This is a genomic window from Rhizobium leguminosarum (assembly GCF_002953715.1).
Classification (GTDB): Bacteria; Pseudomonadota; Alphaproteobacteria; order Rhizobiales; family Rhizobiaceae; genus Rhizobium; species Rhizobium leguminosarum_V.
Genome location: NZ_CP025012.1, coordinates 1,911,333 through 1,930,239, shown reverse-complemented (window position 1 = coordinate 1,930,239; position 18,907 = coordinate 1,911,333). Strand labels below are relative to the sequence as shown.

Below are 18,907 nucleotides of genomic sequence, written 5' to 3'. Positions count from 1 at the left end.
CCGAGTCAAGTTCACCACGTCAGCGTCTGGGAAATCATCGATAGCTGGAAAGTTGAGGTTTCGCTTGACGGTGACATGCGCTAAGAGCGGCTGACCATTTTTATAGAGTTAGCCGGACATTGGCCGCCATGACAGACAAGACACCCTTCTACATCACCACCGCGATTTCCTACCCTAACGGCAAGCCGCATATCGGCCATGCCTACGAGCTGATCGCGACCGATGCGATGGCGCGTTATCAGCGCCTGGATGGCAAGGATGTCTTCTTCCTGACCGGCACCGACGAGCACGGCCAGAAGATGCAGCAGACAGCGCGCGCCGAGGGGATCAGGGCGCAGGCGCTCGCCGACCGCAACTCCGGCGAATTCCAGGCGATGGCGACACTGCTCAACGCCTCGAATGATGATTTCATCCGCACCACGCAGGAGCGTCATCACGAGACGTCGCGGAACATCTGGAAGCTGATGGCCGACAATGGCGACATCTACAAGGACAGCTATGCCGGCTGGTATTCGGTGCGCGACGAGGCCTATTACCAGGAAAACGAGACCGAACTGCGCGCCGACGGCGTGCGCTACGGGCCGCAGGGCACGCCCGTCGAGTGGGTGGAAGAGGCAAGCTATTTCTTCAAGCTCTCCGAGTACCAGGAGAAGCTGCTTGCGCATTATGAGGCGAACCCCGACTTCATCGGTCCGGCCGAGCGCCGCAACGAGGTGATTTCCTTCGTCAAGTCGGGCCTCAAGGACCTTTCGGTCTCGCGCACGACCTTCGACTGGGGCATCAAGGTGCCGAACGATCCGGCCCACGTCATGTATGTCTGGGTCGACGCGCTGACCAACTACATCACCGCAACAGGCTATATCGAGGACAGGAACGGCCCGCGGGCGAAATACTGGCCGGCCGACGTGCACATCATCGGCAAGGACATCATCCGCTTCCATGCCGTCTACTGGCCGGCCTTCCTGATGTCGGCGAAGCTGCCGCTGCCGAAGCGGGTCTTTGCCCACGGCTTTCTGCTCAACAAGGGCGAGAAGATGTCGAAGTCGCTCGGCAACGTCGTCGATCCGGTCAATCTGGTGAACCATTTCGGCCTCGACCAGGTGCGCTACTTCTTCCTGCGCGAAGTGTCCTTCGGCCAGGACGGCAGCTATAGCGAAGAGGCGATCGGCACCCGCATCAATTCCGACCTCGCCAACGGCATCGGCAATCTCGCCAGCCGCTCGCTGTCGATGATCGTCAAGAATTGCGACGGCAAGATCCCGGAATGCGGGGCGCTCAGCGACGAAGACAAGGCGATGCTGGCACAGGTCGACGCGCTGTACGCCTCGACCCGCGAGGATATGGGCAAGCAGCAGATCCACCGGGCGCTCGCCTCGATCATATCGGTCGTTTCCGAGACCGACCGTTATTTCGCCGGCCAGGCGCCGTGGGCGCTGAAGAAGACCGATCCGGAGCGGATGGGCACGGTGCTTTACGTGACTGCCGAAGTCGTGCGCCAGATTGCCATCCTGCTGCAGCCCTTCATGCCGGAATCATCAGGCAAGCTGCTCGATCTGGTCGCGGCACCCGAAGACAAGCGCGATTTTGCTGCCCTCGGCGAAGCCGGCCGTCTGGTTGCCGGAACGGCGCTCGAAGCGCCGACGCCGGTCTTCCCGCGCTACGTGGCTCCGGAGGCTTGAGGCCGTGTTGATCGACACGCATTGCCATCTTGATTTCGCCGACTTCGAGGCGGAGCGGGACGAGATCGTCGCGCGCGCCCATTCGGCTGGTGTTGCGCAGATGGTGACGATCTCGACGCGAGTGCGCAAGCTCGAGACGCTGCTTGCCATCACGGAGAAATATCCCTCGGTGTTCTGCTCGGTCGGCACGCATCCGAACAATGCCGACGAAGAGCTTGACATCCAGACGGAAGAGCTGGTGCGTCTCGCCAATGCCCATGAGAAGGTGGTGGCGATCGGTGAGGCCGGCCTCGATTATTTCTACGACACGCAGAAGCCTGAGGATCAGCAGACCGGCTTTCGTCGGCATATTGCGGCGGCGCGCGAGACCCGGCTGCCGCTCGTCATCCACAGCCGCAGTGCCGACGAGGACATGGCGGACATCCTGACCGAGGAAAGCGGGAAGGGGGCCTTCCCCTTCATTCTTCACTGCTTCTCCGCCGGCCCGGAGCTTGCCAAGACCGGTGTCGCACTCGGTGGCTACATTTCCTTCTCGGGCATCCTGACCTTCCCGAAGTCGGAAGAGCTGCGCGAGATCGCCAGGATGATCCCGCATGAGCGGCTGCTTGTGGAAACAGACGCGCCCTATCTGGCGCCGAAGCGCTGGCGCGGCAAGCGCAACGAGCCGTCCTACGTCGTCAACACGGCAGAGGTGCTCGCCGATACGATCGGCCTCTCCTACGAAGAGGTCGCGCGGATCACGACAGAGAACGCTTTCCGGCTGTTCTCGAAGATGCCGAGGATCTAGCGGCGTGCTCTACCGGCGGCGTTTCACCATTCTCGGCTGTTCGTCGTCACCGGGCGTGCCGCGCATCACCGGCGACTGGGGCGCCTGCAATCCCGACAATCCGAAGAACCGGCGCACGCGCGCAGCCTTCATGGTGCAGCAATTCGCACCGGATGGTGGGGTGACCACCGTCGTCATCGACACCGGGCCGGATTTCCGCGAGCAGATGATCAGGGCAGGGGCCGACCATGTCGACGCCGTGCTCTACAGCCATCCGCATGCCGATCATATTCACGGCATCGACGATCTGCGCGGCTATTTTCACAATACCCGCCGCCGGGTGCCGATCTTTGCCGACCAATTTACGATGGACAGGCTGCGGGAAGCCTTCGGCTATTGCCTGGAAACGCCGCCGGGCAGCAATTATCCGCCGATCGTGCTGCCGATCGTCATCGAAAACCTCGACGAACCCCTGGAAATCCGCGGCCCCGGAGGCACGATCGCCTTCCACCCGCATATCCAGCAGCACGGCGACATCCACTCGCTCGGCTTCCGGATCGGCGATGTGGCTTATTGCAGCGATATCAGCGACTTCCCGCCGCAGACCGTCGAGAAGCTACAAAATCTCGACATGCTGATCATCGACGCGCTGCAATATACCTACCATCCGAGCCATCTGTCGCTGGAACAGTCGCTCGACTGGATCGGCCGGCTGAAGCCGAAACAGGCGATCCTCACGCATATGCACACGCCGCTCGACTACGACGTGGTGATGGCTGAGACGCCGGACCATGTGGTGCCGGCGTATGACCAGATGAGCTTCGAGACCGAGGTCAGGATCGAGGCCTGAGCCTCGTTACTGCATGCCCGGTCACGACATGCAGGGTCACTGCATGTAGGGCAGAACCTCGACGGCACCGCGGTGGATCATGTCGAGCGAGACATAGAGGATGATCAGCAGACCGACATAGGCGATCCAGCGATGGTTGGTGAGCAACCGAGCGATCAGGTTTGCGGCAATGCCCATCAGCGCGATCGACAGGCCGAGACCGATGACCAGCACGCTCGGATGTTCGCGCGCAGCACCGGCAACGGCCAGAACGTTGTCGAGCGACATCGAAACGTCGGCGATGACGATCTGGGTCGCCGCCTGGAAGAAGGTCTTTTTCGGCGCGCCTTCGGCACCTGCGGCTTCGTGGTTCTCGCCATGGCCGGCGCGAAGCTCGCGCCACATCTTCCAGCAGACCCAGAGCAGCAGGAGGCCGCCGGCCAGCAGCAGGCCGACGATTGCCAGCAGATAGACCGCGACACTGGCAAAGAGAATACGCAGAACGGTCGCGGCCAGAATGCCAACGATAATCGCCTTGCGGCGTTGCGTGGCCTCGAGGCCGGCAGCGGCAAGACCGATAACCACGGCGTTGTCGCCGGCGAGAACGAGGTCGATAGCGATGACCTGCAGCAAAGCCGTCAGACCGGCTGCCGTAAACATGTCCATATGAATTATCCCCAATGCGTCAAAGCCGTGCTAGCGTCTCGAAGGTTTGACGTCAACCGCTGAGGGATTTCGCGAACGGCGCAATTTGCGACTTTGCGTATCTGATGGCAGGCGGCAGCGTTATGGAACCGCGGGCGACATGGCGGAGCATCGTCATTCCCATTGCCATTCCCTTGGAACATTCAACTCAGCCACCGGTTCTTCAAGTCAGGAAACCAGATATCGGCCAACTTCGCATTGGCGGCTGGATCCAGACATCGAGAGGAGAGTCCCATGGGCAGCATTTACAACGATACCAACCCGGCCTTCTCAGGCCCGACAGGCGGTAGCAGCCTTACTTCATTCTTCGACAGCCGATCGGAGGCCGAATCCGCCGTCTCCCGCCTTGAAGACGCGGGCGTGCCGGTTGCGAGAATAAGGCTGATGCCCGGATATGAGGCAGATGGAAAAAATGCCGGCGCGATGAGCGACGACCGTAGCGGCTTCTTCGACGCTTTGGCAGACTTCTTTTTCCCCGACGAGGATCGCGCGGTCTACGCAGAAGGGCTGCGGCGAGGCGGCTTCCTCGTCCAGGTCAATGATATCGATGACGCGCTTTATGAGACCGTCCACGATATTCTGGACGACGAGGGCAGCATCGACATGGATGAGCGGGCCGACCTCTGGTCATTGGAAAACAGGCAGCAAGGCGCATCCAATACCGGGTTTGCCGGCCAACCCTCCGGCGGCAAATCGTCGGAAGATCTCGCCGTGTCCGAGAGTGCATTAGACGATGCGCGCCCTGTGGCAATGCGCGACACCACGCATGGAAGCGCCAAGGTGCGTGCCTATACCTTCCCCGACCCCGGCACCGCGTCACCGGACGAAACCAATCGCCAATCCCAAGGCCAGTCCCAAACCCAATCCCAGGGCGGATCTCACCAGAGCCAGGGTTTCCGGCGCGACCACTGATATTATGGGGCCCGGCCGCAATGCCGGGCCTTATTTCCTCTCGCTCACCTATTCGAGGACATGTCCATGCAATCATCCATCAACCGCCACGGCCTTCCGCCTGACCCCGACGAACTGATCGCGGAAGGTGATCCGCCCTTTGCCGATGCCGCTGAGCAGACCGCGCGTGAAAAGGCCGACGAGAGCCTGAACGCCCTGCAGCATGAGGTCAGACTGCTGAATGCCCGCATAGGCGTGCTGCGCGAGGATGCGGAAGCGGCGTTGAAAGCCAAGGCCACATCGGTGGACGCAAGCGCGCATGTCCAGCTCGGCGACTATCCCTGGCTGAAACTTGCCGCGGCAATCGGCGCAACCTTCATTGCAGCCAGACTGGTTCGGCGTCTTCCGCTCGGGGCCATGCTTGCGGGATTTGCCGGTCATTTCTCCGAGGCGAGACCGCTGTGACGATCGTTGATGGTGACTGCCTGATGCGGACGAATATCGTTCCAGGCACCGATGCGCTCATGCCAAAACCAAGCCGGCAATTCCGGCCAAGGTCGCGACACCGCCTGCGATCGCAAAACGAACCGCATAAGCGATGCTCCCCGTACTTGCTGCAAGAACGGCTTTCGCAAGAAGATTGGCGAAAGCGGCGACCGCTATGGCTCGAGCGGCCGCGTCTGCAGGCACCTGGACGGATGACAGTTTCGCAACGGCAAGCGTTATCGCATCGAGATCGCCCAGTCCTGTGATGAATGCAAGGGCGATCAACGACTGAGTTCCAAAGCCGATCAAGGTCATTCGCGTCAGGACTGTCACGACGGCGAGAAGGAGTGCGAAGCGCAGCACGACCATCACCTCGAGCGGGTTTCGGGGTGAAAAATCGGTGCCGTCATCCGGACGTTGCAGCAATGCGGCGAAGCCGCCTGCTATGGCGAGGGTGGCAGCAGCCGGAGCGAGTGATGGAGCAAGCTCCCTGAAAACTGCCGGTGCTATAACGCCGCAAATCAAAAGCACGCGGGCGAGAGAAACGGCTCCCGCCAGCATTGCTCCCGCTGAGAGGAGTGGCGAGAGGCCAGGCATCTGCTTCGACTGACGGGCGAAGGAAAGCGTCAAGGCCGTCGAGGAAACGATGCCACCGCTGGCCCCCGTCAGCAGTATTCCGGCGCGGGCGCCGCTCAGCCTGATGAGGATATAACCGGTAAAGGAAACGGTTCCCACCAGGATTGTCATCATCCAAAGCTCGAAAGGATTGATTGTCTGCCAAGGATCAATCGGCCTATTGGGAAGGATAGGGAGGATGACGATGGTCATCGTCAAAAGGATCAGAGCGGCCCTGAGTTCAAGCCAGGTCAAACGGCGAAGAAATCCATGCAACGGCTCCCGCGCTGCAAGAAGGGCCGTTATGGCCACAGCGCTTGCGGCCGTTACCGTCATATCCGCCACGACCGCGCCAAAGCCCAACGCAAAAACCGCCAGGGCCGCAATGGTGCCGGTGGCGCTGTAATCCTCTTCTTGTGCCGCCTGCATGAGGCTGAAGAGGAGAACGGTGATGCAAAAGAATATAAAGATAGCTGTCGGCAGAATCGGCCCTGTCAGAGGCTGCAGAAAACCGCAGAAGCCGCCGAGGAAACTTGACAGGCCATAGGTGCGGATACCGGCTACTCTTTTGCCTGGAGCAGCCTCACGATCCTGCCAGCCGCGCTCAATACCGACAAGAATGCCGATTGCAAGTGCCAGACTGAGGCGCTGGAATGCTTCTGTCGTCACCAATGATGTCATCATCCGATGGGTCCAGGCGCGCCGGCCGATTCATCGAAGGCAGCTGCGCCGTATATGCCACTGCTGTTCATCCGCAAGCTGCTGCCCGGCGGCGTCCGGACGGGTCTGCTCCGCGAAGTGCTGATATTCAATCGCTGATCGCACTTCATCGCTTAGCATAGATCTTTGCCGCTTCGCCCTATGAATTCCGCTTCCTTCCTCATGAGGACGTTCAATATCACGGTCGCGCTTTCGCGGTGGAACGACCTTGATCTTCATCAAAGCGCGGGAGACGCCTTTACGCTATGATACCTCCAACCATTGGGAGGACTTCAGCCATGAAAGCGCAATTCCATTTACCGCTGGCCACCTATCCAGACGCAAGCTCCTTCTCGCTCCTTCAGAATGCTGTCGATGTTTCCCTTCACCAAAAGGCCGGTTTGACGGCAAGTATACCGCAGATCAGGATCGAACCCGTTCAGCCGCGATTTCCATCACTCCTTGACGTCGACAAAATGCGTGCGGAGGCGGAGCGATTGAGTAAAGACAATGGAACCGTTCTCGGGCAGACGCTCCGTGATTATGCGAAAAAAGCCGAGGTCGAGGTCGAGATCCAGCCATTCGATGTCAGGCAGCCGTTTGTCGCACAAACTCTTGCCGAGCTGTCGCGCGCATACGATCTTTCCATTTTGGAAGCATCTGAACTGATGAGACCGCTGATCGAGAGCGTGCTGTTTGAAAGCGGTCGACCGCTCCTGCTTTTTCCCACAGACAATTTCTGCAGCCGGATCGATGCTGTTGCCGTCGCCTGGGATGGAGGAGCCACTGTCGCGCGGGCACTGGCGGGCGCCAGGTTCTTGCTTGAACGGGTTTCGCGTGTCGTGCTGATTTCCGTCACCGATGACAAGCAGATTGACGAGCGCAGTCGAGATCACCTTGCGGCTGCGCTTCGGAAGGCTGGTCTTGCCGTCGAAATCGCAGCCGTGCAGGCGAAGGGAGACTCGTCAGCCAGCGTCATTCAAGGTGCAGCCCTGGAACGCAAGGCAGATTTGCTGGTCGCCGGCGCATACGGCCATTCGCGGCTGCGCGAATTCATCTTGGGAGGGATCACACGGTCCCTGTTGACACGCCTCGAAATGCCCACTGTCCTTTGCCACTAACTGCGGTGCGCGCGGCGCGTTGCCGATGACCGTAACATCGATCACTGCCCGGAGAAGAGCGCCCTCTGCGGGTGTCAAGTATCAACGGCTCGCACAGATCGTTGCCATCACCGAAAGTCTGATGCGACAACTAACACTTGGGAAGGAATCAATGAACCTGCACGGTGTCTGAAGGCATCGGCTTGGCAAGCTCTTTGAGAATCGCTTCAAGCGCATCGGCCGTCGCCTGCAGGCCGGATGACCGCGCAATTTTCAGTGCCTCGCTGCAGTGAGCAGTTAATTGGTCTTGCTGGACGTGATCATTCGTCGGGTAGACGATGCCCGCATATTGCGACGGGTTTCCGGCTTCATCCCTGAAACACCGACCAAAGGCAGCCACGGCTACTATTTGCCCGCTTCGGTCCAATACCCGATAGTCACAGCGATATGGATTTCCTGTGATCACCGATTCTGAAATCGCCTTGGCCACAGACGGCTTGTCGTCCGGGTGAATCCGGTCGAGGTATCGTATGACCGGCAGCCCCGTGAGGGTCTGTTCCGGATCAAGCCCAAAGAGGTTTGCCAGCGCCGAATCCGCATAAACCTTGTCGGTCGCCAACTCCCAGGTGAAAATGCCAGGCTCTTCGGCAAAAGAAAATTCGGACGTTCCGAAAGCTCTGTCGACAAGGTTCATTCCGCATCCCCAGTCTGCGCGCCATTGCTGCCGGTCGATCACGTCACCCCGGCTCTTGAGAGAATACGACGCGCTCGACCATTTCGCCGCCGATCTTACTGCATAATTCCTCAAATCGGAATCGATTTAAGCATTCCTTGCTTGGCAGGAACCCACGCTTGATGGGTTCGATCTGTGCCGGATGAATGGTAAGCTTGCCACCGAAGCTCCGCGCGAAAGGCGGCCCGAGACCGCCACACAAGCTCGCCACGCGCAGCCAGCAGCGTCGTTTTCTTGACGCGTATGGCGAAGGTGTGCTCCACCTCGGCTTCGACGCTCCAGAAGGCGACGAAGCTGACAAGACCGGTGCGAAGGGTTGACGGAAATCATGACGAAAATCGATCTCAATTCTGATCTGGGGGAGGCATTTGGACCTTGGCGCATGGGCGACGACAAGGCGATCCTTGACGTCGTCACCAGTGCGAACATCGCATGTGGCGGCCATGCCGGAGATCCGGCGACCATGGTGGAGACGCTTGCGCTCGCAAGCGAGCGAGGTGTCGTCGTAGGAGCCCATCCGGGCTTTGCAGATCGCGAGGGCTTCGGACGACGCCTGATCCCCTTGAGCATCCGGGAGGTGGAGCAGCTTGTCGCGACGCAAACAGGAGCGCTGATGGGAGCTGCGGCTCTGGCAGGCGCCCGAGTCCGTTACATCAAACCACACGGCGCACTCGCCAATTGGGCGGCCGACGAACGGCCGGTCGCCGACGCCATCATCCGCGCAACCCGAGCGGTCTCGCCGGAACTTGCCATACTGGCGATCTCCGGGACAGAGCTGGAGCATGCGGCCCTCGATGCCGGGATGACCGTCTTCAGCGAGATTTTTGCCGACCGCGGCTACCTCTCCACGGGTCGGCTCGTTCCGCGCAACTTACCGGGAGCGATGATCGATGATCCCGCACAGGCGGCATCGAGATTGATCGGGTACCTGTCCAGCGGCCTCATGCCGACGGTAGACGGCGTTCCGATCCCTCTCGATGCGCACTCAATCTGCGTTCACGGGGACAGCCCGGGAGCGCTCGCCATGGCCGTCCACGTGCGCAGGGAATTGCAAAAGGCAGGCATCGAGGTGGCACCATTCCTCCAACCGACAAAGGAAAACAGGTGATGGCCAAAGGCTATCTTATCGCCCAGGCTGCCGTCACCGATCCGGAAGCCAAGGCGCTTCGGGCAGGCGCCGCGGATGCGGGCTTCATTCTGATCGAAGGTGCCGACTGATTTGTCACAGGACCCGTCCGCATCGTCCGGCATCGTTCCGAACTACCGCCCGGTGGGCGGGCACGCGGTGCTCGTTGAATTCGGCACGACCATCGATAGACGGATCCACGATCGGGTCGTCAAGCTGGACGCCGCCTTGAAGGCGGCACCCTTTCCAGGATTCGTCGAAGCCGTTCCGGCCTATGCAAGCATTCTCGTATGCTTCGATCCGCTCGTGGCCGATCACCGCACGACGGAGGCGGCCATTGCTGAGCGTCTGGGGGCTAAGGTTCCAGAGACGATTGGAGCAATGCGCGAAGTCGAAGTCTGCTACGATCCTGATCTCGCGCCCGATCTTGCCGCCGTCGCCGAGGCAAGCGGATTGTCGCCGGAAGACGTTATATCCGCCCATCTCTCCGGCGACTACAGCGTCTTCATGTACGGCTTCGCTCCCGGCTACGCTTACCTTGCAGGCGTGCCCAAAGCCATTCAACAGCCGAGGAAGCCGGCGCCTGTTCGCGGCATCGCCGCTGGAAGCGTGCTGATCGCCGGTCCGCAGTGCCTGGTGAGCACGCTCGCCATGCCGACCGGCTGGTGGATCATCGGCCGCTCGCCGACGAAGATCCTCGACGCCGCTTCCAACGACCGTCCGTTCCTTTTCGACGTCGGCGACGCGGTGCGTTTCCGCCGCATATCGAGGGCCGAATTCGACGCGAGGTGCCCCGCATGAGCGAAGCTGTCCTTGCAGTCAACTTCGCGGGTCCTCACGTCGCGGTCCAGGACGAAGGACGTCACGGATTGATGCGGTATGGCGTTCCGGCCTCCGGTCCGATGGACAGGACCTCGTTTGCAGCCACCAACGCCGCCGTCGGCAATCCTGCCGGTCAGCCGGCAATCGAAGTCTCCATGGGCGGCCTGGTTCTCGACTGCCTGTCGGGGGATGTTACATTCGCCGTCGCCGGAGGAGGCTTCATCGTAGAGCATGCCGGCGACAAGCGCGGCGCATGGATGGTCGCCACGTTGAGGGCCGGGGAACGGCTGGCGATCCGTCCGGGACACTGGGGAAGCTGGACGTATCTGTCCTTCGCCGGTCATATCGAGGCGAAGACCTGGCTGGGCAGCATGTCGACCCACAGTCTCTCCGGCCTCGGCGGCGGGCGCCTTGCAGCCGGACAGACGCTCACTATAGCTGATCCGGACGTGCGGGATGATCGAAATGGTCCGATCACATGTCCGGTCATCGCAAGACCGCGATCCGAGCTGCGTGTGGTGGTCGGTCCACAGGATCGGTTCTTCTCGAAAGAAACCTTGTCGAATTTCCTTTCATCGCCTTTCCGCCTGAGCGATGCCTATGACCGCATGGGAGTACGCCTCCAGGGTCCCTCGCTTGCGCCAAGCGTCGCGCTGGACATGCCGTCGGAAGCGATCGTGCGGGGCTCGGTGCAGGTGGCCGGAGACGGCGTCGCCACTATTCTGCTGGCCGACCACCAGACGACCGGAGGCTATCCCAAGATCGCAACGGTGGTGGATTCGGATCTGGACGCCTTCGTCCAGCTACGCCCACGCGACCACGTCGGTTTCCTGGCCGTGACACCACAACAGGCGATCGAGCACATTCGGCTTCGGGCTGCGACTTTGTCCCGTTACCTCGCGGCGGTCCGCGACGGACCATGGAACGCCCTTATATAGGCGTGTCGATCTGAAGGGCAGGGCGGCGATAGACGCTTGGAGCTGCCGTTAGCTCGAAGTAGTGTTCAGAAAATCCAGATAGAATTCGGGGGCACCATGGATTTTCTGAATGTCGCGGCGATCGTTTTCTTCCTTCTCGTCTGGGTGGCGGTCGAGCCTTTGATGGCTGCGGGGTGGCCGAGAAGGAACGATAGCCTTTCCGTTGATATGGTGCGCGTTCGCGCCGCCTGGATGCGGGAGGTGCTGACGCGAGACAACAATTTCATCGGCGACGCCGCGATCCTCGGGCACACGATCAATTCAGCATCCTTCTTCGGCTCCGCCAATCTCATCGTCATCGTCGGGCTCAGCGGCGCCTTGTTCATGGAGCCGAACTATGGATCGGGTGGGGGCCTGATCGCGATGTTTGCGGCCCAGGATCCGGCGTGGTTTTTCCAGTGCAAGGTCCTCCTGATCATGGCCACGCTGCTGCGGGGACTATCCGATTTCATCTGGGCGGTCCGGCAGATCAACTATTGCCTGGCGGCGATCGGGGCGAGCCCATCCCGGGATGAGGAGAGGGACATCGGCGGCTGGACGAATGCCCTGACCCTGGTTTTGAACCCGGCTCTTCGATCGTTCAGCGTCGGTGTCCGGTCTTACTACTTCACCTTCGCAGCCGCCTTCTGGTTCCTCGGGCCAATCCCCTTCGCTGTTGCGACCATCCTCAGCGTCGGCGTGTTGATCTGGCGTCAATCATGGTCGGATGCTGCAAAGGGGATGATGGCCATACGGAAGCTGCTTGACTAGAGCATGATGCCGAAAAGTGTGAGCGGTTTTCGGACGACATCATGCTCTAACTCTATAATGTAGAACAGGATTCAGATTTTAGGCCGACCCGGCCTAAAATCATCTTGTTCTAAAGCCGAGCCTTAAGTTGGGCTGAACAGAAGCGATATCTTATTGGCGGTGTACGATGGATCGTCTCGAAGCGATGCGCATGTTGCTGGCCGTCGTCGACGCCGGAAGCATCTCTGCCGGCAGCAGGAAGCTCAACGCGCCTTTACCCAGCGTCAGTCGCAAGGTGGCCGAACTTGAACGCCATCTTGGGGCGAACCTCATCGTTCGCACCAGCCGCAATCTTCAGCTCACCGACGCGGGGCGCGACTATGTCGACGCCGCCCGAAAGATCATGGCGGATCTGGAGGAGGCCGAACGAAGGGCGTCCGGGGAATACCAGACGCCCAGAGGCGTGCTGGCGATCACGATGCCGATCGAATACGGGAGCCGCTACGTGCTGCCCGTTGCTCTGAGCTTCATGGACAAATATCCCGAGGTATCGCTGAACCTATTGTCGCTCGACCGCACGGTCGATCTCGTGTCCGAGCAGGTGGATATCGCGATCCGTCTCGGCGAGCTCGCCGACAGCTCGCTCCATGCCGCCAAGGTCGGGGAATTCCGCCTGATGACCTGCGCGAGCCCTGCCTATCTCGAGCGGCATGGCATGCCGGAGCGTCCCGGCGATCTCATCGATCGCGACGGGATCATCTTCAACAAGCGGACATTCTTCTGGACCTTCGACGTCGACGGCACGCCGATTGAGGCGGTGCCCCGCAACCGGCTGGAGGTGAATACGGCGGCGAACTGTGTTGCGGCGGCCATCGGCGGGGCGGGGATCGCGCGGCTGTTCGATTATCAGGTTCCCGACGAGCTGGCATCTGGCGCGCTCGTCCCCATCCTTAGCGATTTCGACGGGCCACCACAGCCCATTCATATCGTCTATGCACGACAGGGGCTTCTCGCCTTGAAGGTACGGGCTTTCGTCGACTGGTCATTGCCGCGGCTGCGCGCGTTATCACGAAGATAATCAAACATTATCTGAATGATGCGCTGATCTCTTCAACCGTTTGTTTCGAATTCTGAAGATGCGGGAAGTGGCCGATACCTGAGAGGATATCGACTTTTGCACCGATCTTGCCGGCGAACTCGATGCCCATCTCCCTTGCGATGTAGATGTCCTTCTCACCCCAGATCACCTTCACGGGCGTCTTCAGCCGGGTGAGGTTGGCCTCAAGATAATGCTGATCGCCGGTGAAATTTGCGTAGTAATGGGCGAAGGCATCCGCTGAAGTCATCCCGTCAAGGCTCCACGAACGGGTCATGTCCTGCTGGACGTCAACCGGCAGATCGAATTGTTCAGCGGGAGAGAGGCCGCGCCTGTGCACGTTCTGGAGGATCTCGTCGCTCGTCTTGTTCATGTAGGCACGGGTCGGCGAGGCGGTCGGCTCGGCTTTGAGGTTCTGCAGGTTCTCCCACATATATTGCGGCCGGTCGAACGGCGCGAAGTCTCCGACGATGATCTGCCTGGCGATCGTCGGCTCGTCGAGAGCAAGCAGCAGGACGGGGAGGGCACCGATGTCAGTCGCGTAGATCACGAGCTTCGACCGATCGATGCCTGCCCGTTCGATATAGGCCTTCAACACCTGGGCGTACGCCCTCGGCGCATAGGAAAACCGTTCCGAGGCCGGGCGCGACGACTGCCCGTAGCCTGGCCAATCGAAGGCATGGATGTCGTAGTCGTGAGCAAGCGTTGTCGCGACGTCGTTCCACACCGTCAGTGTTTCCGGAAACCCATGCAGGAGAAGCACGGTGCCTTTTGGCGCGCGCGCGCTGACAGCCATCCTCCTCAGCGTCAGGACTTCGTCGATCTCGATGAAGCCGACGGCGTCGTGCGCGGCTTGCGTAGAAGCGAAGGCTTTGGACGAGTGGGAAGCGGGAGTTGCCGCGACTGATGTAGCATTTACGGTTTTGTCCTTAGACATAGGATGTCCTTTCTGAACGGCGGTCAGCCAAAGCCCAAAAGCCGGCTGTCTGCTGACATAATTGAGCATGGCGTCAGCTCGCAGTAGCCGGAGAAAGTGAGAGGAACCCTCTCTACGGCGGCAGCGCTGCAACCCGGCTGCCCAAGACTGACAGCTGAACGAGAGGGTGCCTCTCAATTTCCCAAGGTGCCGGTCGGCCGTCGACCCGCCCAAATATCCACCAGCCGCCGATTTGAGACAGCTCGTTGGCGTTTGTGTGCGGAAGGCAGAGCGTCGGCCGCGACAATATAAGGAAGAACTGATATGAACGACATTACCCAAAGCAGACAAGTTGCGGCCGCCCCCGACAAGGTCCGCAGCCTCCCGGGCCACGCCACTGTCGGCACGAATGATCTGGATGCCGCGTCGGTATTCTACGACAAGCTTCTGGCCGTGTTCGGGATCGGACGAGTCCTCGTCCAGCCCAACCGAGCCATCTACTACGGTCATCGCACGCTCGAATTCGGCATCATCAAGCCGTTCGATGGCCGCCCTGCCACCGTCGGCAACGGTGGAATGATTGCTTTCGAAGCTCCGTCCCGTTCCAAGGTCGACGAAGCCCATGCAACGGCATTGGCAGCAGGTGGCTCGGACGAAGGGGCTCCTGGTCCACGTGGCGAGAACGGCACGGGTCCTTACTGTGCCTATTTTCGAGATCCCGAAGGCAACAAGTTTCTGATCTTTCGTTCCGGCGCGGACGCGGCCTGACGTTTTCGGCATTGAGGCGGGGCAGGGCCATCGGTTCCCTCCCCAGCACCCCAGGAAGGATAGTGTCGTGACATTGAACCACCTCATTATATCAGCTCTGGCCGCAAGCCTTCTGTCGATCCAGAGCGCCGCCGCCGAGGTCATGAAAGGACACGTATCATGGCGCTGCTGAACTCCTTGAAACGCGGGGATCTATCGCGACGCTCGCTGCTGGTGGGCAGTGCGGCGGCCGGCATATCCGCCGTTCTTCTTCGACGCGTGTCCGACGCCGCTGATGTCGTCGTCACCGCCTCCGGGGAAATCCGACCGTTCAAGGCCGATATCTCCGACGCGGCGCTTACAGATCTCAGGCGGCGGCTTGACGAGACCCGGTGGCCCGACGGCGAAACCGTCATGGATCGTTCGCAGGGCGTGCAGCCCGACAGGCTGAAGGAGCTGGTGCGCTACTGGCAGTCGTTCTATGACTGGCGGAAGGCAGAGAGCAGGCTGAACAGTTTTCCGCAGTTTCTCACCAATATCGATGGACTGGACATCCATTTCATCCATGTCCGCTCCCGTCATGAAAACGCGCTGCCGCTGATCATGACTCACGGCTGGCCAGGTTCGGTCTTCGAGCTGCTTAATGTCATCGGGCCGCTCACGGATCCGACGGCGCATGGCGGCAGGGCTGATGATGCCTTCCATCTGGTGATCCCTTCGATTCCAGGATTCGGTTTCTCCGGGAAACCACCAGCAACAGGTTGGAACCCCCAGCGGATAGCGGCTGCCTGGCACGTGCTGATGAAGCGACTGAACTATGATCGCTATGTCTCGCAAGGCGGCGACTGGGGCGCGATCATCAGCGACGCTTTGGGTCGCCAGGCGCCCGATGGGCTACTCGCGATCCACGTCAACAGGGTCGAGCGTGCCACGACGTTTCCAGCGGACGCAGCGCAGGCTCTCAAAAATGGAGGGCCGGCTCCGGATAGCTTGTCTCAGGATGAGAAGGTCGTCTTCGACGAGGCCCGGGACTTCCTCAACAACGGCTTCGGCTACGCAGCGATCATGAGTACACGGCCGGAGACGGTCGGCTACGGTATTGCGGATTCTCCAGTCGGCCTCGCCGCCTGGCTTTACGACAAGATCGCCGACTGGGTGTATACACGCGGCGATCCCGAACAGGCTCTTGGCAAGGATGCGATCCTCGACAACATCACACTGTATTGGCTGACGAACACCGGCCCCTCGAGTGGTCGGATCTATTGGGAAAACGTCATGTCGGGCGCCAAGCTCACGGCCGTCAAAGTACCGGTCGCGGTCACAGTGTTCCCCGGCGAGGTCTACAAGCCGCCAAGGCACTGGCTGTCGAAGGCCTATCCGACACTCATCTACTACAATCGCGCCTCCAAAGGCGGTCACTTCGCCGCCTGGGAGGAGCCAGAACTCTTCAGTCAGGAGATCAGGGAGGCCTTCAGAAGCTTGCGGTCTTAGAGCAATTCCAGCAAAAGTGCGTAGCGGTTTTGCGTCCGGAATTGCGTGAAAACAAAGAGATAGAGCATTTCCGTGATTCGAAGAAAAACGGAAATGCTCTAGCGCCGCCTGGCCTTTGGTTCGCAGTCAGCGTCCCCAAGACCGGTTCGTCGATTGACGTTGGTCGTGCAACGCTTCACAAAGTCCGAAGTTTCGACCAACCCAGCAAAAGCGACGACACCGTCGTGGGGACCACGGCTACATGCGCATCAACGACGACCGTCATCCCCTCCGCAGAGTGTGCGCATTCCTGACGGTGGTATTTTCAACGCTTCTGCTCGCGAGTGCAAACCCCGCCTCGGCGGCTGAGCCGACCAATTCCTCTGCGCCGATCCGGGTTATTATCGAATTGCCGAATGATGATTCCGGACGAGCGCTGGTCGATCGGATCGTCCCCGGCAATCAGGAAACGGCGCAGCCGGTAGCAGTCTCGCAAGAGGCGGCACCGACGTCGATTGCCACGTCGCTACAGGATTTGCGCCAGAGGTTGCTCACACTCGTCGATGCCGTTCCGACCCTTCCCGGGCAGATCCAATCGGCGATCCAGGTCTTCCAAACGGATGATCGTATCGAACCTGTCGGCCTGATCTTGGCGGTCATACTCTTCGTCGCAGGCGGGTTCGTTGCGCAGCGCCTTGCCTGGTGGTCGGGGCGAGGGCTGCTCCATTTTGTGCTGAATGCGCCCGCCGGCACCGTCCGGCAACGGATCAAGCTCCACGCCGCCCGGCTTTCAATGGGTCTTCTCGCGTTGGTCGGTTACCTGATTGGAAGTCTCGGCGCGTTTATCCTCTTTCCATGGCCTGCCGTGTTTCGCGATATCGCGCTCATCCTACTATCGGCCGCGCTCATGGTGCGCCTTGGTGTGCTCGTGGGCCGTATTGTCATCGCGCCAGGCGCCCGCCTGCCGCATATGCGGCTTCTGACGCTTGTCACCTCGCTTGCCTGGTTCTGGTACTACTGGCTCCTCGGAATCGTCGCAGTGCTGGCGGCTGGCTGGGCCACCATCGAAGTGATCGGGACGATCCGGGCTTCACCCATCTTGGCCGATCTCTTTACCGCAGCATGGCTTGGTGTCGTTTCAATCGCTTTGATCGTTATGATCTGGCTGCGGCACTTTCGTTCCGACGGGCCGCCCGTGAGCCGGCTGGTCTGTGTCGGCTTCAGCGCGAGCATCCTGCTATCGTGGCTGTTATGGGTTTCCGGTCTCCGCGGGGCATTCTGGACAGTAGTCGTCATCACGCTTCTGCCGCTTACCGTTTCGGTGGCTCATGATATCATTCGCCGCATTATTCAATCCGGGGAGGGGCAGGCGGTCGATGATCCGGCCATCGTTGGATGGTCCGTTGTCATCATGCAAACGCTGCGCAACGGCCTCATCGTGGTCGCTGCGCTGCTCATTGCCCGTGCGTGGAATGTCAATCTCAGTGATCTTGCCGCGGCCGAAACGGTGACCACGCGTTTGATCCGCGCAGGAATCCGCATCGTTATCGTGCTGCTGGTGACCGATGTTATCTGGAAGCTCGCAAGCACTCTGATCGACAGTCAGATGGCGATGGCGTCGCGAAGCGTGCAGGCGGGACATCAGGAGGGACCCGACGCGCGCCGGCGTCAGCGGTTGAATACCCTCCTTCCCATTCTTCGCAATGTACTGTTCCTGGCGATCGGCGCCGTCGGCTTCCTGATGATCCTGGATGCCGTTGGCATTCAGATCGGACCGCTGCTGGCGGGCGCTGGTGTCGTCGGCATAGCCGTCGGCTTCGGTGCCCAAACACTCGTCAAGGACATCATCTCCGGCGTCTTCTATCTGTTCGACGATGCCTTTCGCATCGGCGAATACATCCAGGCGGCAAAATATAAAGGGACGGTCGAAGGTTTCTCGCTGCGATCGATCCGCTTAAGACACCATCGCGGTCCGGTCACCATCGTTCCCTTCGGTGAACTCGGCGCGGTGCAAAACCTCAGCCGTGACTGGGTCATCGATATCATTACGCTCACCCTGAACTATGACAGCGATCTTGAGGAGGTCCGCAAGACCATCAAGCGCATCGGCGTTGAGCTTCTGGAGGATGCCGAACTCGGGCCTAACATCATCGAGCCTTTGAAAATGCAAGGGATCGAGCAGATGGCGGACTACGGCGTGCAGATTCGGCTGAAGTTCATGACGAAACCCGGCGAACAGTTCGGCGTTCGCCGAAAGGCGCTCGCCATGCTCAAGAAGACATTCGCGGAAAAAGGCATCCAGTTTGCAACGCCGACGGTTCATGTTTCCGGCGGTCCCGCCGATGCCGCGGCAACTGCAGCCGCCTCGGAGCTGCAAAGACCATCGAAAGTCATCTCGACACTTGAGGAATAGCAACGGTGAACGGACAGGCGAGCTTTTCGGCGGATCCCGTCAAGGCAACACATTCGACCCGGACGTTTTCGCCAAGCGCTCGTCGTCCGAGACACAGGTTTCGAAAGA

The 18,907-nt window shown here is 60.3% G+C and carries 18 protein-coding genes; 14 read left to right on the top strand and 4 right to left on the bottom strand.

Annotated features, from left to right (window positions below; genetic code table 11):
- The first annotated feature begins 128 nt into the window (after positions 1 to 128).
- Genes metG through CUJ84_RS09825 form a run of 3 tightly spaced genes read left to right on the top strand, consistent with a single transcriptional unit; the run spans position 129 to position 3,295 of the window.
- A complete protein-coding gene (metG, locus tag CUJ84_RS09835) occupies positions 129 to 1,679 on the top strand; it encodes a methionine--tRNA ligase (RefSeq protein ID WP_105008142.1) in 1,551 nt (516 codons plus the stop codon).
- Between the two features lie 4 nt (positions 1,680 to 1,683).
- A complete protein-coding gene (locus CUJ84_RS09830; protein ID WP_105006041.1) occupies positions 1,684 to 2,466 on the top strand; it encodes a TatD family hydrolase in 783 nt (260 codons plus the stop codon).
- Positions 2,467 to 2,470: 4 nt separating this feature from the next.
- Entirely contained in the window at positions 2,471 to 3,295 is an 825-nt protein-coding gene (locus CUJ84_RS09825; RefSeq protein ID WP_105006040.1) for an MBL fold metallo-hydrolase, read from the top strand.
- A gap of 36 nt (positions 3,296 to 3,331) precedes the next feature.
- Here the strand turns inward: CUJ84_RS09825 and CUJ84_RS09820 are convergent, their stop codons facing one another.
- Entirely contained in the window at positions 3,332 to 3,940 is a 609-nt protein-coding gene (locus CUJ84_RS09820) for a TerC family protein (RefSeq protein ID WP_105006039.1), read from the bottom strand.
- A 273-nt stretch (positions 3,941 to 4,213) separates the two neighbouring features.
- On the opposite strand from CUJ84_RS09820, the gene CUJ84_RS09815 reads away from it, so the two are divergent.
- Both CUJ84_RS09815 and CUJ84_RS09810 read left to right on the top strand, forming a co-directional pair.
- On the top strand, positions 4,214 to 4,891 hold the full coding sequence (locus CUJ84_RS09815; protein ID WP_105006038.1) for a hypothetical protein: 678 nt from the start codon (positions 4,214 to 4,216) through the stop codon (positions 4,889 to 4,891).
- A 66-nt stretch (positions 4,892 to 4,957) separates the two neighbouring features.
- Complete coding sequence (locus tag CUJ84_RS09810) at positions 4,958 to 5,335, top strand: hypothetical protein (protein ID WP_105006037.1); 378 nt, start codon at positions 4,958 to 4,960, stop codon at positions 5,333 to 5,335.
- Between the two features lie 57 nt (positions 5,336 to 5,392).
- Here CUJ84_RS09810 and CUJ84_RS09805 read toward each other — a convergent pair whose 3' ends face one another.
- Positions 5,393 to 6,655 (bottom strand): MgtC/SapB family protein, encoded by a 1,263-nt coding sequence (locus CUJ84_RS09805; RefSeq protein WP_105006036.1) that lies wholly within the window; start codon positions 6,653 to 6,655, stop codon positions 5,393 to 5,395.
- A 314-nt stretch (positions 6,656 to 6,969) separates the two neighbouring features.
- Here CUJ84_RS09805 and CUJ84_RS09800 point away from each other — a divergent pair, with 314 nt between their 5' ends.
- Positions 6,970 to 7,791 (top strand): universal stress protein, encoded by an 822-nt coding sequence (locus CUJ84_RS09800; protein ID WP_105006035.1) that lies wholly within the window; start codon positions 6,970 to 6,972, stop codon positions 7,789 to 7,791.
- Between the two features lie 148 nt (positions 7,792 to 7,939).
- On the opposite strand, the gene CUJ84_RS09795 is transcribed toward CUJ84_RS09800, so the two are convergent.
- Complete coding sequence (locus CUJ84_RS09795) at positions 7,940 to 8,464, bottom strand: PAS domain-containing protein (protein WP_105006034.1); 525 nt, start codon at positions 8,462 to 8,464, stop codon at positions 7,940 to 7,942.
- A gap of 367 nt (positions 8,465 to 8,831) precedes the next feature.
- On the opposite strand from CUJ84_RS09795, the gene CUJ84_RS09790 reads away from it, so the two are divergent.
- The 5 genes from CUJ84_RS09790 to CUJ84_RS09770 all read left to right on the top strand — a co-directional run bounded on the left by CUJ84_RS09790 (position 8,832) and on the right by CUJ84_RS09770 (position 13,235).
- Complete coding sequence (locus CUJ84_RS09790; RefSeq protein WP_105006033.1) at positions 8,832 to 9,611, top strand: LamB/YcsF family protein; 780 nt, start codon at positions 8,832 to 8,834, stop codon at positions 9,609 to 9,611.
- A 111-nt stretch (positions 9,612 to 9,722) separates the two neighbouring features.
- Positions 9,723 to 10,430, top strand: a complete 708-nt coding sequence (locus tag CUJ84_RS09785) for a 5-oxoprolinase subunit B family protein (protein WP_199788799.1) — start codon at positions 9,723 to 9,725, stop codon at positions 10,428 to 10,430.
- On the top strand, positions 10,418 to 11,389 hold the full coding sequence (locus CUJ84_RS09780) for a biotin-dependent carboxyltransferase family protein (protein ID WP_105006032.1): 972 nt from the start codon (positions 10,418 to 10,420) through the stop codon (positions 11,387 to 11,389). Before CUJ84_RS09785 ends, CUJ84_RS09780 begins: the two co-directional genes overlap by 13 nt.
- Positions 11,390 to 11,485: 96 nt before the next feature.
- Complete coding sequence (locus CUJ84_RS09775; protein ID WP_027684665.1) at positions 11,486 to 12,178, top strand: DUF599 domain-containing protein; 693 nt, start codon at positions 11,486 to 11,488, stop codon at positions 12,176 to 12,178.
- Positions 12,179 to 12,344: 166 nt separating this feature from the next.
- A complete protein-coding gene (locus tag CUJ84_RS09770; protein ID WP_105006031.1) occupies positions 12,345 to 13,235 on the top strand; it encodes a LysR family transcriptional regulator in 891 nt (296 codons plus the stop codon).
- A gap of 7 nt (positions 13,236 to 13,242) precedes the next feature.
- On the opposite strand, the gene CUJ84_RS09765 is transcribed toward CUJ84_RS09770, so the two are convergent.
- Positions 13,243 to 14,190 (bottom strand): alpha/beta fold hydrolase, encoded by a 948-nt coding sequence (locus tag CUJ84_RS09765; protein WP_105008140.1) that lies wholly within the window; start codon positions 14,188 to 14,190, stop codon positions 13,243 to 13,245.
- A gap of 303 nt (positions 14,191 to 14,493) precedes the next feature.
- Here CUJ84_RS09765 and CUJ84_RS09760 point away from each other — a divergent pair, with 303 nt between their 5' ends.
- The 3 genes from CUJ84_RS09760 to CUJ84_RS09750 all read left to right on the top strand — a co-directional run bounded on the left by CUJ84_RS09760 (position 14,494) and on the right by CUJ84_RS09750 (position 18,799).
- Entirely contained in the window at positions 14,494 to 14,937 is a 444-nt protein-coding gene (locus tag CUJ84_RS09760) for a VOC family protein (protein WP_105006030.1), read from the top strand.
- Positions 14,938 to 15,096: 159 nt separating this feature from the next.
- On the top strand, positions 15,097 to 16,407 hold the full coding sequence (locus CUJ84_RS09755) for an epoxide hydrolase family protein (RefSeq protein WP_105006029.1): 1,311 nt from the start codon (positions 15,097 to 15,099) through the stop codon (positions 16,405 to 16,407).
- 241 nt (positions 16,408 to 16,648) lie between these two features.
- A complete protein-coding gene (locus tag CUJ84_RS09750; protein WP_105006028.1) occupies positions 16,649 to 18,799 on the top strand; it encodes a mechanosensitive ion channel family protein in 2,151 nt (716 codons plus the stop codon).
- Positions 18,800 to 18,907: the final 108 nt, after the last annotated feature.

Bases quoted from the DNA above. Each gene is read 5' to 3' on its own strand.
- metG (WP_105008142.1), top strand. From the start codon at position 129: ATGACAGACAAGACACCCTTCTACATCACCACCGCGATTTCCTACCCT.
- CUJ84_RS09820 (WP_105006039.1), bottom strand. From the start codon at position 3,940: ATGGACATGTTTACGGCAGCCGGTCTGACGGCTTTGCTGCAGGTCATC.
- CUJ84_RS09815 (WP_105006038.1), top strand. From the start codon at position 4,214: ATGGGCAGCATTTACAACGATACCAACCCGGCCTTCTCAGGCCCGACA.
- CUJ84_RS09810 (WP_105006037.1), top strand. From the start codon at position 4,958: ATGCAATCATCCATCAACCGCCACGGCCTTCCGCCTGACCCCGACGAA.
- CUJ84_RS09805 (WP_105006036.1), bottom strand. From the start codon at position 6,655: ATGATGACATCATTGGTGACGACAGAAGCATTCCAGCGCCTCAGTCTG.
- CUJ84_RS09800 (WP_105006035.1), top strand. From the start codon at position 6,970: ATGAAAGCGCAATTCCATTTACCGCTGGCCACCTATCCAGACGCAAGC.
- CUJ84_RS09795 (WP_105006034.1), bottom strand. From the start codon at position 8,464: ATGAACCTTGTCGACAGAGCTTTCGGAACGTCCGAATTTTCTTTTGCC.
- CUJ84_RS09790 (WP_105006033.1), top strand. From the start codon at position 8,832: ATGACGAAAATCGATCTCAATTCTGATCTGGGGGAGGCATTTGGACCT.
- CUJ84_RS09775 (WP_027684665.1), top strand. From the start codon at position 11,486: ATGGATTTTCTGAATGTCGCGGCGATCGTTTTCTTCCTTCTCGTCTGG.
- CUJ84_RS09770 (WP_105006031.1), top strand. From the start codon at position 12,345: ATGGATCGTCTCGAAGCGATGCGCATGTTGCTGGCCGTCGTCGACGCC.
- CUJ84_RS09765 (WP_105008140.1), bottom strand. From the start codon at position 14,190: ATGTCTAAGGACAAAACCGTAAATGCTACATCAGTCGCGGCAACTCCC.
- CUJ84_RS09760 (WP_105006030.1), top strand. From the start codon at position 14,494: ATGAACGACATTACCCAAAGCAGACAAGTTGCGGCCGCCCCCGACAAG.
- CUJ84_RS09755 (WP_105006029.1), top strand. From the start codon at position 15,097: ATGGCGCTGCTGAACTCCTTGAAACGCGGGGATCTATCGCGACGCTCG.
- CUJ84_RS09750 (WP_105006028.1), top strand. From the start codon at position 16,649: ATGCGCATCAACGACGACCGTCATCCCCTCCGCAGAGTGTGCGCATTC.